General features: G+C 60.6%; 14 protein-coding genes. 5 read left to right on the top strand and 9 right to left on the bottom strand.

The window, feature by feature from the left end; genetic code table 11:
• Positions 1-98: 98 nt before the first annotated feature.
• The 5 genes from ACNA0I_RS24140 to ftsB all read left to right on the top strand — a co-directional run bounded on the left by ACNA0I_RS24140 (position 99) and on the right by ftsB (position 5,480).
• On the top strand, positions 99-989 hold the full coding sequence (locus ACNA0I_RS24140; RefSeq protein ID WP_415808565.1) for an alpha/beta fold hydrolase: 891 nt from the start codon (positions 99-101) through the stop codon (positions 987-989).
• A gap of 169 nt (positions 990-1,158) precedes the next feature.
• Positions 1,159-2,808: a CTP synthase gene (locus tag ACNA0I_RS24135; RefSeq protein ID WP_415808564.1), complete on the top strand. Its 1,650-nt coding sequence runs from the start codon at positions 1,159-1,161 to the stop codon at positions 2,806-2,808.
• Positions 2,805-3,662 carry a 3-deoxy-8-phosphooctulonate synthase gene (gene kdsA, locus ACNA0I_RS24130; RefSeq protein ID WP_094820283.1) on the top strand — a complete coding sequence of 286 codons (858 nt, stop codon included), beginning with the start codon at positions 2,805-2,807 and terminating at the stop codon, positions 3,660-3,662. Before ACNA0I_RS24135 ends, kdsA begins: the two co-directional genes overlap by 4 nt.
• 55 nt (positions 3,663-3,717) lie before the next feature.
• The gene (gene eno / locus ACNA0I_RS24125) at positions 3,718-5,004 is read left to right on the top strand and encodes a phosphopyruvate hydratase (protein ID WP_094820284.1); all 1,287 of its coding nucleotides are present in this window, start codon (positions 3,718-3,720) and stop codon (positions 5,002-5,004) included.
• Between the two features lie 89 nt (positions 5,005-5,093).
• Positions 5,094-5,480, top strand: a complete 387-nt coding sequence (ftsB, locus tag ACNA0I_RS24120) for a cell division protein FtsB (protein ID WP_415808563.1) — start codon at positions 5,094-5,096, stop codon at positions 5,478-5,480.
• 79 nt (positions 5,481-5,559) lie between these two features.
• Here the strand turns inward: ftsB and ACNA0I_RS24115 are convergent, their stop codons facing one another.
• The 9 genes from ACNA0I_RS24115 to ACNA0I_RS24075 form a co-directional block, all read right to left on the bottom strand.
• A complete protein-coding gene (locus ACNA0I_RS24115) occupies positions 5,560-6,105 on the bottom strand; it encodes a pilus assembly protein (RefSeq protein ID WP_415808562.1) in 546 nt (181 codons plus the stop codon).
• Positions 6,106-6,351: 246 nt separating this feature from the next.
• Positions 6,352-7,269, bottom strand: coding sequence for an Hsp33 family molecular chaperone HslO (gene hslO / locus ACNA0I_RS24110; protein WP_415808561.1), 918 nt, complete (start codon positions 7,267-7,269; stop codon positions 6,352-6,354).
• A gap of 67 nt (positions 7,270-7,336) precedes the next feature.
• Positions 7,337-7,858, bottom strand: a complete 522-nt coding sequence (locus ACNA0I_RS24105; protein ID WP_415808560.1) for a gamma carbonic anhydrase family protein — start codon at positions 7,856-7,858, stop codon at positions 7,337-7,339.
• Positions 7,859-7,880: 22 nt separating this feature from the next.
• The gene (locus tag ACNA0I_RS24100; protein WP_415808559.1) at positions 7,881-9,542 is read right to left on the bottom strand and encodes an acyl-CoA synthetase; all 1,662 of its coding nucleotides are present in this window, start codon (positions 9,540-9,542) and stop codon (positions 7,881-7,883) included.
• A gap of 141 nt (positions 9,543-9,683) precedes the next feature.
• Positions 9,684-10,532 carry a UDP-2,3-diacylglucosamine diphosphatase gene (locus ACNA0I_RS24095; RefSeq protein WP_415808557.1) on the bottom strand — a complete coding sequence of 283 codons (849 nt, stop codon included), beginning with the start codon at positions 10,530-10,532 and terminating at the stop codon, positions 9,684-9,686.
• Between the two features lie 132 nt (positions 10,533-10,664).
• Positions 10,665-11,177 (bottom strand): RDD family protein, encoded by a 513-nt coding sequence (locus tag ACNA0I_RS24090; protein WP_415808556.1) that lies wholly within the window; start codon positions 11,175-11,177, stop codon positions 10,665-10,667.
• Positions 11,178-11,522: 345 nt separating this feature from the next.
• Positions 11,523-11,714 (bottom strand): hypothetical protein, encoded by a 192-nt coding sequence (locus ACNA0I_RS24085; protein ID WP_415808598.1) that lies wholly within the window; start codon positions 11,712-11,714, stop codon positions 11,523-11,525.
• 248 nt (positions 11,715-11,962) lie between these two features.
• Complete coding sequence (locus ACNA0I_RS24080) at positions 11,963-13,720, bottom strand: THUMP domain-containing protein (protein WP_415808555.1); 1,758 nt, start codon at positions 13,718-13,720, stop codon at positions 11,963-11,965.
• A gap of 31 nt (positions 13,721-13,751) precedes the next feature.
• Positions 13,752-14,180: a CopD family protein gene (locus ACNA0I_RS24075; RefSeq protein ID WP_415808596.1), complete on the bottom strand. Its 429-nt coding sequence runs from the start codon at positions 14,178-14,180 to the stop codon at positions 13,752-13,754.
• Positions 14,181-14,209: the final 29 nt, after the last annotated feature.

Raw genomic sequence — 14,209 nt, 5'->3', positions numbered from 1 at the left:
ATTAAGCGCAAAAAATCATTAATTAATGGCGATTATTTGTTAATCGAGTTGAATAGTCCAGCTACGCTGATTCCTCTTCCCTGATGCGAGACCATTCCATGAGTTCATATCTGTACGCCTCCACCGAACGACTCGACATTGCCTATCTCGAGTGGAACCCGTCAGGCAGTCCAACGGCCATCCTGCTGCATGGATGGCCGGACAGCCCCGAGTGCTGGAAGGACGTTGCCCCCGTCCTGGCCAATGCCGGCTACCGTGTACTGGCGCCGGCGTTACGTGGTTTTGCGCCTACGCGATTCCGTGATGCATCCACGCCGCGCAGCGGCCAGTTGTCGGCGCTGGGCCGTGATCTGCTGGACTTTATCCAGATCCTTGGGCTGGCGCGTCCGGTACTGATCGGTCATGATTGGGGCGCCCGTGCCGCGGCCAACGCGTGCGGCCTGCACGATGACGTGGCCTCACACCTGGTCCTGCTATCGGTCGGCTACGGCACCAATGACCCGAACCAGTCATTGGCACTGCCGCAGGCGCGCAACTACTGGTATCACTGGTATATGGCGACTCCGCGCGGCGCCCATGTGGTCCGAGAGGAACGTGAGGCGTTCGCCCGCATGATGTGGGACACCTGGGCACCGCCTGGCTGGTACGAGCCCGCGGATTTCAGCGAGGCAGCGCGCGCGTTCCAGGGGGACGATTGGCCCGAGGTCGTGCTGCACTCGTATCGTCACCGCTGGGGCTTCGCCGACGGTGATCCGGCCTACGCGCAAGACGAGGCGCGCCTGCACCCGGCCCCTGTGCTATCAGTGCCTACCCTGGTCCTGCACGGAGGGGCTGATACGTGCAACCATCCCGACAGCTCGAAGGGGCGGGAGGCATTCTTCCGCGGAGCTTACGAACGGCAGGTACTGGATGGTGTGGGGCATTTCCCGCAAAGGGAGGCGGCGCAGGAGGTTGCCCAGCGCATCTTGCGGTTTTGTCGGCCGGCGTAGGGCTGCTCTTCGAGCGCAGATCGCAATGCCATGCGGTGACGGCAGTGCCGGGCAAGGTGTTTTTTCGAGTTGTTACGTGACAACGGTCAGGGAAAACCCCTGATCTGGTCCGCGCCCGGCTATAATCCAAATTTCCCGCATGCGCCCCTTCGCCCGGGCGCCTATTACGATGACCAAATACGTATTTGTCACCGGCGGTGTGGTGTCATCCCTGGGCAAAGGGATCGCCGCCGCGTCCCTCGCCGCGATCCTGGAATCGCGCGGCCTGCAAGTCACTCTGCTCAAGCTTGACCCCTACATCAACGTCGACCCCGGCACGATGAGCCCGTTCCAGCACGGCGAGGTGTTCGTCACGGAAGACGGTGCCGAAACCGACCTGGATCTGGGCCACTACGAGCGCTTCATCTCGGCCAAGATGCACAAGGTGAACAACTTCACCACCGGCCAGATTTACGAATCCGTGCTGCGCAAAGAGCGCCGCGGAGACTATCTGGGCAAGACCGTGCAGGTGATCCCGCACATCACCAACGAGATCCAGGACTTCGTCGCCCGTGGCGCCGATGCCGCCTGGAAAGGCGCCACCGATGTGGCGATCGTCGAGATCGGCGGTACGGTCGGTGATATCGAATCGCTGCCGTTTCTCGAGGCCGCCCGCCAGATGAGCCTGCGCCTGGGCCGCAATAACGCCGCCTTTGTGCACCTGACGCTGGTGCCGTTCATCGCCTCGGCCGGCGAACTCAAGACCAAGCCCACCCAGCACTCGGTGCAGAAACTGCGCGAGATCGGGATTTATCCCAACGTGCTGCTGTGCCGCGCCGATCGCCGCATTCCCGACGACGAGCGCGCCAAGATCTCCATGTTCTCGAATGTGCCGCTGGACGCGGTCATTTCGGTGTGGGATGCCGACTCGATTTACAAAATCCCTGCCATGCTGCACGCGCAGGGCGTGGATAACATCGTGTGCGAGGCCCTGGGGCTGACCCCGCCGCCCGCCGACCTGTCCATGTGGGACAACCTGGTCGACGCGCTGGAACACCCGCAGCACGAAATCACTGTCGGCATGGTCGGCAAATATGTCGATCTGACCGAGTCGTACAAGTCGCTGTCCGAGGCGCTGGTCCACGCCGGCATTCACACGCGTTCGAAGATCAAAATCGAATACATCGATTCCGAGGATCTGGAAACGCGCGGCACCGATCAGCTAAAACATCTGGACGCCATTCTGGTGCCGGGCGGTTTTGGCAAGCGCGGCACCGAAGGCAAGATCGCCGCGATCCGCTACGCTCGCGAGAACGGCGTTCCGTACCTGGGGATCTGTCTCGGCATGCAATTGGCCGTCATTGAGTTCGCGCGCCATGTCGCGGGCCTGGGCGGCGCCAACAGCACCGAATTCGATCCCTCGGCGCCGCATCCCGTCGTGGCGCTGATCACCGAGTGGATGGACCGCGAAGGCAAGGTCGAAAAACGCGACAACAGTTCTGATCTGGGCGGCACCATGCGCAAGGGCGCGCAGCGTTGCCCCATCAAGCCGGGCACGCGTGCCCAGGCCATCTACGGCGACGACGTCAACGAACGCCACCGTCACCGTTACGAGGTCAACAACGTCTACGTGCCTCGCCTCGAAGAAGCCGGTATGGTGATCAGTGCGCGTACGCCCACCGAAAATCTGCCGGAAATCATGGAGTTGCCGAATCATCCGTGGTTCGTCGGCGTACAGTTCCACCCGGAGTTCACCTCCACGCCGCGTGATGGCCATCCGCTGTTCTCGAGCTTCATCGAGGCAGCCATCGCTCACCACGGCGCACGCAAGGAAGTCTGATGAAAGCCTGCGGTTTCGATATTGGTCTGGATCACCCGTTTTTTCTCATTGCGGGCCCGTGCGTCATCGAGTCGCGCGAACTGGCCTTCGACACCGCGGGGCGATTGAAAGAAATCACCTCGGCGCTGGGTATCCCGTTCATTTATAAAAGCTCGTTCGACAAGGCCAATCGCAGTTCCGGCAAGTCGTTTCGTGGCCTGGGGATGGACGAGGGGCTCAAGATCCTGGCGGATGTGCGGGATCAGGTGGGCGTGCCCATCCTGACTGACGTCCACGAGACCGAGCAGGTCGAGCCAGTGGCCGCGGTGGTCGATATGTTGCAAACGCCGGCCTTTCTGTGCCGGCAAACGGATTTCATCCGCGCTTGCGCGGCCTCGCTCAAGCCTGTCAATATCAAAAAGGGCCAGTTCCTGGCGCCACACGATATGGTGCAGGTGGCACAAAAGGCGCGCGACGCCGCCATCGAGGCCGGTGGCGACGGCAGCAACATCCTGGTCTGTGAACGCGGTGCTTCTTTCGGATACAACAACTTAGTGTCCGACATGCGTTCGCTGGCTATCATGCGAGAAACCGGTTGTCCCGTCGTTTTCGATGCCACCCATTCGGTACAGTTGCCGGGCGGGCAGGGCACGTCTTCGGGCGGGCAACGCGAGTTCGTGCCTGTGCTGGCGCGTGCAGCAGTATCTGTCGGGATATCGGGCCTCTTTATGGAGACCCACCCCAACCCGGCTTGCGCATTGTCCGATGGCCCGAATGCGGTGCCGCTGGATTTGATGTCTGCGCTGCTCACGTCGCTGGTCGAGCTCGATCGCGTGACCAAACGCAACGGCTTCATCGAAAATCAGTTCGTATGAACTGGGCCGATGCAGCCGGCATGAATTTGTTTATCGTTCAGGGAATCAAAAAATCATGAGTGCAATCGTCGATATCATCGGTCGCGAAATTCTCGATTCGCGTGGTAACCCCACTGTCGAATGCGACGTGTTACTGGAATCCGGCGCCATGGGCCGCGCTGCCGTTCCGTCGGGCGCGTCCACCGGCCAACGCGAAGCCATCGAGCTGCGCGACGGTGACAAGTCCCGCTATCTGGGCAAAGGCGTGCTGCGCGCCGTGGAAAACCTCAATACCGAGATTTCCGAGGCCCTGATGGGCTTGGACGCCCAAGAGCAGACCTTTGTCGATCGCACTCTGATCGAGCTGGACGGCACCGACAGCAAAGAGCGCCTGGGCGCCAATGCCTTGTTGGCGGCCAGTATGGCAGTGGCTCGTGCCGCAGCCGACGAGTCCGGCCTGTCGCTGTATCGTTATTTCGGTGGCAGCGGTCCGATGAGCATGCCCGTGCCGATGATGAACGTCATCAACGGCGGCGCGCACGCCAACAACACGCTCGATCTGCAAGAGCTGATGATCCTGCCGGTGGGCGCGACGAGTTTCCGCGAGGCCCTGCGCTGGGGCGCCGAGGTGTTCCACAGCCTGAAGAAAATCATTCACGGCCAAGGCATGTCCACCGCCGTGGGCGATGAGGGCGGTTTTGCCCCCAACGTGCCTAATCACGAGGCTGCCATTCAGTTGATCCTCAAGGCCATCACCGAAGCCGGCTACGAGCCGGGCTCGCAGATCGCGCTGGGCCTGGATTGCGCCAGCTCGGAATTCTTCCGTGACGGCAAGTACACCTTGCAAGGCGAAGGCGGCCTGTCGCTGTCCTCGCAAGAGTTTGCCAACCTGCTGGCCACTTGGTGCGACAAGTACCCGATCATCAGCATCGAGGACGGCATGGCCGAAAACGACTGGGACGGCTGGAAGCTGCTGACCGAGCAATTGGGCAAGAAAGTGCAATTGGTGGGCGATGACCTGTTCGTCACCAACACCCGCATCCTGCGCGAAGGCATCCAGAAGGGCATCGCCAACTCGATCCTGATCAAGATCAACCAGATCGGTACGTTGACCGAGACCTTTGCCGCCATCGAGATGGCCAAGCGCGCCGGCTACACCGCCGTCGTGTCGCACCGCTCGGGCGAAACCGAAGACTCCACCATCGCCGACATCGCGGTGGCTACCAACGCCATGCAAATCAAGACCGGCTCGCTGTCGCGCTCGGATCGCATGGCCAAGTACAACCAGTTGCTGCGTATCGAAGAAGAACTCGCCGAGGTCGCTTCGTATCCTGGCCTGGATGCGTTCTACAACCTGCGTTGATTGATGTAGGCCGGACATCGCTAGTTGGGGTGTCTGGCCCTTTTGTTGAGTTGACCTTCGTCACGGTATTCCCATAAGGGTTTTTGCATATGCGCCTGTTGTTCCTGGTGCTGCTGGTTCTACTGGCCTTGATCCAGTATCCGCTCTGGCTGGGCAAGGGCGGCTGGTTCACTGTCTGGGACTCGCAGAAACAGATCGCCGCGCAACACGAAACCAATGAGGGCCTGCGCGCGCGCAATGCGGCGTTGGAAGCCGAGGTGCGTGACCTGGAAACAGGCTCGGGCGCGATCGAAGAGCGCGCCCGCAACGAACTGGGCATGATGCGTGAGGGCGAGGTCTTTGTGCAGATCGTGCCGCCGGGTAGCCCGGCCGTCAATAATCCTCCGCCAAGCGGTACCACCGCGACTACGCCTGCTGGCGCCACGGCAAATCGTCCTGCGTCGAATCCTGCGCGAGCCAATACTCCGCGTCAATGATCGGCTTGCGGTGGCTTTTCACGCATCGTCTCGATGTAATCGCTGACGAGGATATTCCGAGCGTTGTGCCGATAGATCGCTAACCACCGCAATTCCATGCGCCGTAGACGACTCTGTCGTGGCGCGCGGGCGGTGTGGTTCCCCATTGCATCGGATGCGAGTGCATTTCAATGTGCAGATCCAATCGGATTGCCAGGAATCCATAGGCTAAAGCGGCGCGGGCAGCACAATCGCCTGCGACAGGCGCGACGCGGCGCAATAGCGGCCGTATCAACGGCGTCAACGGCTCGTGCAGATAGGTCAGCCGCGCATGCAGCGTAGGCGTAGGACCGGGCGGCAATATTTCGATCCGCCACGCCGGCAGACCGGTCATTTGCTGTACGCGATGCCAGGTGCGCTGCTGCGCTGTGCGTGCATTGCTGCCGGCATAAACGAACCGCGGCAAAAATGATTGCGTAAACGCCTGCTCAATCACGTCCCGGCGGCCATGCTGAGTCGCGCCTGCCCGGGCGCTATCCAGCAACGCTACATACGCCAGTTGCCGCGTGATTTGCCAATGGGCCGCTTCGATAGTCAGCAGGCTCAATGACAGTAACGAGATGGCAACAAGGCCGAATTCAACCATTGCCGCCCCGCGTTGGCGCCACGGTGAGGCTCGGCGTGCTGCATACCTGCCTGATGTCGAGCAGGTGTTGGCAGGCGGCTCGGTGTGCGGGGAAAAATAAGAACAGTGGGGCATGGCCAGGCAGTGTGCCTGGCTCATGCTGCAACGTCGATTGTGGGAACTACGACTGCGGCAACTACGACGATCCACGCGAGGCGAGGAGGGCAGGCCCTATTCAACCAGTCATTGGCTGATGCCGGGTTCCGATCAATGCACCGTAGGCGGATCCTGCTCTGGCATTGGTTTGGCCGCGGCAAATAGCCCCGAGCAATCCACAGCATCGAACGTATAAGGTTTGCCGCAGAAATCACAAGTGACTTCGACTTGGCCACGTTCTGCCAGAACGTCGTTTAGCTCGGTTTCACCGAGCGACCGCAGCATATTTGCCACGCGTTCGCGCGTGCAGGGGCAATGCCAGCGTACCGTCGACGGGTCGAACGCAATCAGCGTTTCTTCCCAATACAGGCGATGAATCACGGTATCGATCTCTGCGGCCAGCAGCTCGCCGGGCTCCAGCGTTTCGGCCAGCACAACTGCGCGCGCCAGGGAATCTGAAGTATCGGATTCATGCGTCTTGCCGCCCTCGCCAGGCAGGCTCTGCACCAGCAATCCGGCAGCATATTGCCCATCGGCCTGCAGCCACAATCGGGTATCCAGTTGCTCCGAGGCTTTCATATAGTGCTGCAAAGCCTCGGCCACTGTGTCGCCTTCCAGCGGCACAATGCCTTGATACGTCTGCTGGCCCGGCACCTTGCGCCGCGGATCCAGCACCACGATGAATCGCCCCTCGTCATTCGTATTGAGCAGGCTTTGCATGGTGCCGTCCTCTGGAACCTCGTGGCCGTCGCGAATCTTGACCGTGGCGCGCAGGCTCAAGTCCGACTGACATTCCACCACCAGCAGCGCAATGGGCCCGGCTCCCTGGATCTGCAGCACCAGCGATCCTTCGAACTTGATATTCGCCGCTAGCAATGCCGCGGCCGCCATCAATTCTCCCAGCAGCCGTTGTACGGCGGGGGGGTACTGATGGTGTTCCTGGGCATGCAGCCACGTATCGTGTAACCGCACGGCCTGGATGCGCACCGAGCGGTCTTCGAAGAGGTATTTCTTGAGTTGATCAGTCATGCATGAATGTTAGCCGATCAACCCGATTCAGAGCTATTTCCCCGGCCGTGTGCCGGGGTAAAACCGGTCAGCCGATCCGCTTGAGCGCCTGCTTGTAATGCTGGGCTCGAGTCTGATAGTGGACGTTGTTCTTGTGCATGGTGGCAATTTCTTCCTCGGACAGCTCTCGCACGACCTTGCCCACGCCGATCACGAGGGAGTTGTCGGGAATGATTTTGCCCTCGGGGATGATCGCGCCCGCGCCGATCAGGCAATTGCGTCCTACCACGGCGTTATTCAGCACAATGGCCTGCATGCCGATCAGGGCGCCCTCGCGGATCGTACAGCCGTGCAGCATGGCCTGGTGGCCTACCGTCACGCCAGGGCCTATGGTCATCGGGCAGCCCTCGTCGACATGCAGGACGGAGGATTCCTGGATATTGCTGCCGGTCTCGATCACGATGGGGGCGTTGTCGCCGCGGATCGAGACGTGCGACCAGATACTGACACCGGCTTGCAGCGTGACGTTGCCGATGATATCGGCGCTATCAGCCACATAAACACTAGGATCAATGGTCGGGGTCAGGTCATCGAGTTGGTAAATAGGCATACAGCAGTTGTCTCTGGCAGTGTCAGGCAGGATTTGCGGCGCGGGTTTCCTCGCGCAGGCGCAGCACGCGGCGTTGAATCTTGCCTGTTGTCGTCATAGGGAGTTCATCAATGAACTCGATTTCTTTCGGGTATTCGTAGGGCGCCAAACGGTCCCGTACATGTTCTTGCAGCGCCTGAATCAGCTCGGCGGGATCGCGCTCGGCATATTCTGGCGTCAGGACCACATAGGCTTTCACCAGCGCCCCTCGCTCGGCATCGGGCTTGGGAACGACGGCGGCGTTAGCCACGGCATCGTGACCCAGCAGGCAGTTTTCGATTTCGCCCGGACCGATACGGTAACCGGCGGACTTGAACACATCGTCGGCCCGGCCGGCATACCAGAGGTAGCCGTCCTCATCGATGCGCGCCAGATCCCCGGTGCGGCACCAGTCGCCGGTGAATTTTGCCTGGGTGGCCGCCTCGTTGCGCCAGTAGCCCAAAAACAGAATAGGGTCGGGAAAACCGCTGATATCGTAACGATTCAACGCGATCTCGCCGGTTTCGCCAGCGGCCACGGGTTGACCATCATCATCGATCACCGCGACTTGGTGGCCCGGGTAGGGGCGTCCCATGCTGCCGGGCTTCGCGGGCCAGCGCAGATGGCTATTGCCCACCACGTAATTCAGTTCAGTCTGACCGAACATTTCATTGGGCGTAATTCCCAATGCGGTCTGGCACCACTCGAATACCGTTTCGCCCACGCTTTCCCCGGCGCTCATGATGGCGCGCAACGCCAGCCGGTATTGGCTGGCTGGCTCGGGCACCGTCTTCATCATCATTTTGAGCGCGGTGGGGAACAGGAAGGTATTCGTGACCTGATAGCGCTCCATCAGCTCAAAGGCCCGTTCGGGCGAGAAACGTCCGCGCGTGCCGACGATAGGGTGGCCGAAATACAGCGTGGGCAACAGGGCGTCCATCATGCCGCCCGTCCAGGCCCAGTCCGCAGGCGACCAGAACACGTCATTTGCTTTGGGGAACCAGTTTTGCGAGGCGACAAAACCGGGCAGATTGCCGATCAGGACGCTATGCGGCAGCAAGGCGCCCTTTGGGGCACCGGTGGTCCCCGAGGTGTACAGCAAAATGGCGGGGTCCGCGGCGCGCGTCATCACCTGCTTGAATTCACCGGGCTGACGTGCCAGCAGGCTGCGCCAAGGCAGCACGCGCTCATCGACAAAACCGATCCCGATGATTTGATTCAGATTCGGGCAGTTGTCGCTAATAGCCAGCAAGTTAGCGCTGGAAGCGTAGTCGACCACAGCGACCCGGGCATCGGAGTCGCGCAGCCGGGTTTCCAGCGCCTCCGGACCAAACAGTGGCGACAGCGGTACGACGATCGCGCCGACACTGTAGATGGCCATATGGGCCACCACCGTTTCCGGCCGTTGTCCTAAAACCACACCGACCCGGTCGCCGCGCTCGACGCCCATCTTGATCAGGCCATTTGCCAATTGATTGGCGGCCTCGCCCAGTCGTGCGTACGTCCAGACTTCGCGATTGCCCGCCTCGTCTTCGTAGTAAATGGCAATACGCCGGGCGTCCGACGAACTTGCCGCCCAGCGGTGGCAGCAGGCTTCCGCAATATTGAATTGGGTCGGAACCAGCCAGCGGAATGATTGGTAGAGCGACTGATATTGGTCGTTCATGGCCCTATTTTGTAAGCGCGCTGGCGATCACCCCGCAGGGTGCCGCCCGGGGGCCGGAATGCCCCCAACAGGTGCAAGCATGACCTAGAGGGCCGCGAACTGCAATATCCCTGTGCCGGTAAAGGGGACGTATACGGGTTATTACGGATGCTTACTTTGCCGGCGCAGGGCCGAGGGCAGGGCGGGCAAAGACAGGGGGCGACGGGGGCGCGTCGAGGGAGATCCCGCCTCACGCTGCGCGTATTGTTCTGCCCAGTTCAACAGGACCAGTTTTCCATCGTGGTTTTCTGCCAACGCCGAGAGACTCTCTACCCAGTCGCCGTCATTGCAGTACAAGATGCCGCCGACCTCGCGCATTTCCGGTTTATGGATGTGGCCGCACACCACGCCGTCCAGGCCCCGGCGCCGGGCTTCACCTGCCAGGGTTTCCTCGAAATCGGTAATGAACGACACCGCGTTCTTCACCTTGTGCTTCAGGTATTGCGACAGGGACCAGTAATGCAGGCCCAGGCGATGGCGCAGGCGGTTGAAATGGTGATTCAGCCAGAGGGCGCTCTGGTACAGCGTATCGCCCAGGCGAGCCAGCCATTTGCTGTGTTGAATGACGCCGTCGAATCGGTCGCCATGCAGCACCAGCAGCCGCTGTCCGGTGGCCGTGACGTGGACGTCTTCGTCCAGGACTTCGATATCCCCAAAGGCATAGCCCACGAATTCCCGCGCAAATTCGTCATGATTGCCGGGAACAAACACCACCCGCGTGCCGTTGCGGGCCTTGCGCAGGATGCGTTGAATCACATCATTGTGAGCGCGAGGCCAATGCCAATGTTTGCGCAATTGCCAGCCGTCAACAATGTCACCCACCAAATACAGCGTATCGGATTCGTTTTGATCGAGGAAATCCAATAGGAAATCCGCCTTGCACCCGGCCGTACCTAGGTGAAGATCGGAAATCCAAAGCGTGCGCCAATGCGTCGGTCGGGTCTCGTTCACGGGAGCATCCCTCTGGCTGTGAAGATGCCCAGAATGTAACCATGACCCCGTGACGCCTACGTGACCAAAACATGACGCAGTTGTGACGGTGAGGGCAGCAAGCCGGAGGCACAGCGTGAGGCCCTTTCCCCTCTATCGCCGCTTGTTGCGCGGCGGCGCGTTGCGTAAACGTGTCCCCAGCAGCCGGTCGTGCAGGAACTGCCCATCCGGATCGAACCACGACCAGATGAAAATCGCGAATGGTGCTACGACGATGAACATATCCACGGATTTCCAACCCGTGGCTGACGACGCAGCAGCGACCAGGCCCGCAGCGGCCAATACGAGCGGCCAGACAAGGATATAGCGCAAGACCAGCCTCGGGACCGAGGGCGGCAGACCATCGCGATCCACCAGCCGGATATTCCAGGTCTTCATGGGCAGCGTCTGCCCATTGCGGCGCCAGCACAACACAAAATAAATGCCGATGACGACAAATAGCCACGCCTGACGCGCATGCCTGAGCATCAACGCATGTTTACTCTGCGTCAGTGTGTCAAACAAATAGCCCGCCAGAAATACGACGCCGAACAATAGAACGGCTTCGTACATCATGCAGGCAAACCGGCGTAGCCGGCTGGGCGTCAGCGAGAGCGCATCGGTCATCAGAGCTCCGGGAAACCTACGGGTACGCAACGCCATAGGCTGCACAAAGAGGGAAGCCACATACATCTGGAATGTGGCATGGCCAAGGGGCGCTATTATCCCGGGCATCCTGGTCCTTGGCTATAGCAATGTCCCCAATTCGGATTCAAGCCGAACCGCCAACATGGTGTCCTGGATGCCGATGACGGGCTGCCCGGCCAGGAAGGTAAATTCCCCCGCTGCATTGATGGCAGTACCGGCAGGCCCGGCGACCAGGCAAAAAAAACCCACCGGGTTAACGGTGGGTCTTAAAAGGGGCTGTAGCAGCCCCCAAGGGGAAAATCGTTACTTTGCCTGTCGTTTACTTCAGGCGGCCGAGTGAGCGGTTTTTGTCTCAGCTTGGCGGGTAATCAGTGTCTTGATGCCTTTGCCCAGTTTGCCCAGGCTACGAGCCAGAGCACGAAATGGACGGGGGCGGAACTGCTCTTCAATCGCTTGCAACATCAGCTGGCGTTCGAGTTCGTCGGTCAGCCGGGTATACGGGTTAATGTGGGGCACGATAAATCCAGAACTTGCGTGTATTCGTATGCAGTCATTGCATCCCGGCTACCTGGTGTCATCATCACGGTGAGGTGAGTGTCTACCTAGCAACCTGGGGATAACCCGTATTTTAGGGTTAACCCTGAATTTACGCAAGCGTCTAGTGCATCATGCGTGCTCCTGGTGCTGATAATGCGCCAGTTTTGAGCCTTGTGATCCTATTGCCACAATAATGGCGCATTGTTGCGGTGTTTTTACAACAACTATTACTTGGGATTCCGATACCCGGCTGCCACCAGTTCAAACCCGAACAGGCGGCAATCCAGCGAGCCATTGTGTAAGGGAATCCGGCGCAGAGGTTTGAGCCGCAGACGTTGAGGCAGATCCAGGTCGCTGGAGATCACATGCAGTTGCCAGCCCGAATAGGCACGCTTCAGGTTGGCCGACCAGGCTCGCCAGAGCTCGATGTCGTCCGTGGGCAGGCGTTCGCCGTAGGGAGGGTTCGTGACAATCCAGCCCTGTTCGGCGGGAGGAGGCACCTCGCGGGCATCACCCACCTCGAATCGAATTGTGTCGGCCGTCAGCCAGGCGCGTTCTGCGTTATTGCGGGCATATTCCACGACCTGGGGATCCAGGTCGTAGCCGACCAGCGGCGCGTCCAGCTTGGGCAAGATACGAGCGCGCGCGTCTTCTTTCAGATCGCGCCAGCGTCGCGGATCGTGACCGCGCAGCCGCTCAAATCCCAGAGGCCGCGAAATCCCCGCCGGCACGCCCAACGCAATCCAGGCTGCTTCGATCAAAATCGTGCCGCTCCCGCAGAACGGATCCAGCAGTGGTGCGGCAGGGTCCCAGCCAGCCAGGGCCAACATCCCGGCAGCGAGGTTCTCGCGCAGCGGCGCATCTCCTTTGTCCAGGCGCCAACCGCGCTTGAACAGCGATTCGCCCGAAGTGTCCAGATACAGCGTCGCGGTATGTCCCGTCAGGAACAGATGCACGCGGGCGTCCGGTCGCACCGTGTCGATGCTGGGACGCGCGCCCTCGCGATCGCGCAGGCGGTCACAGATCCCGTCTTTCGCTCGCAGGTTGCAGTATTGCAGGCTTTGCACCGGGCTTTTGATCGCCGAGGTGTCCACGCGCAACGTGTGTTCTGCACCAAACCAGCGTTCCCAGGGCACGCTGTAGGCCAGATCGAGGATATCGTCCTCGTGCGAGATTTCCTCGTGCGCGACCTGCACCAGAATGCGCGTGGCCAGACGGGAATACAAGTTGGCGCGCTGTATGCCCGGCCAATCGGCGCTGAAATGGCAGCCTGCACGTCCCACCTGAGCATCCTCGAACCCCAGCGCCTGCATTTCTGCGGTCAGGGCTTCTTCCAATCCTTGGGGGCAGGGCGCAAAGATCTCGAACGTCTCTGCGTCGCGCAGTGCACGCGGTGCGTAGTGGCGAACTTCGGGTTCTGCCGCCCATTCGATATCTGAGGGGAAGGCATCATGATCGTCAGCAGCGGCCGGCGTTGAATCGGCCCAAGTATCCTCATCGCGCGCGGAATTGGCCGAGGCTGAATCAGACCATCTGTCCTCATCACGAGCGCGCGGTGTACGCGGCCGCCGTGGAGCATCAAACGTGTCCGATTCACTCGCACCACGGCGAGCATACGCAGGCGCACGCGAGGTACCAGGCGAACGGCGCGGGGACTCCCCACGGTCGCCCGTTGCCGATCCGCGTCGCGGGCCAGAGTTTGTCCGCGACGATTCAGGTCTGGGGGCGTCGAATCCGCCGGATGCACGTGAACGCGACGCGGGTTTGCCGCGCTCGGTCGATGCGTCGCCGCGTGGCGCGGCGGGCGTGTCTTCGGTGTCTCGCCGTAGACGTTGTGCTTGATCTTTCGATCGTTCAATCAGGGCAGCCGTGCGTGCACGCGCGCCGCTGCGCTTGCGTTTGGTATCGCCAGCGGCGGCATGGGCGTCACGCGCCGTTTTTTTGACCGTCAGTGTTTTACGGCGGTCTTGATCATCAGAGGACATTCGAATCCTGGCCTAAGGCCGGGCAGTGTGGTCAGAAGGGTTTGAGCACCACCAGCAGTACCACCGCCACGAGCAGTAAGACGGGAACTTCGTTGAACCAGCGGTAGAACTTGTGCGAGCGGGTGTTGCGGCCTTGTTCGAACTTGCGCAACATGACGCTACAGGCGTGATGGTAGCCGATGATGAGCAGGACAAAGAACAATTTGGCGTGCATCCAGCCGTTGCCGGGGCCCATGCCGATACCGAAGCCGATGTAGAGCCATAGGCCGAGTGCGATGGCGATGATGGCCAGGATGGTGGTGAATCTGAATAGCCGGCGCGCCATGCCGATCAGACAGGCTTGTACCGAGGGGTCGGAGGTCTGGGCCAGGTTCACGTAGATCCTGGGCAGGTAAAAGAGACCTGCGAACCAGGAGGCGATGAATACGATGTGGAAGGCTTTGACCCAGAGGTACAGCATGGCGGGGGCTTTGGGGAAATGTAGGGGGA

Origin of the sequence: Bordetella muralis (assembly GCF_965139205.1) — a bacterium.
Classification (GTDB): domain Bacteria; phylum Pseudomonadota; class Gammaproteobacteria; order Burkholderiales; family Burkholderiaceae_B; genus Bordetella_A; species Bordetella_A muralis.
The sequence above is the reverse complement of the archived record's forward strand: the minus strand, read 5'-3'. Positions and strand labels throughout refer to the sequence as shown.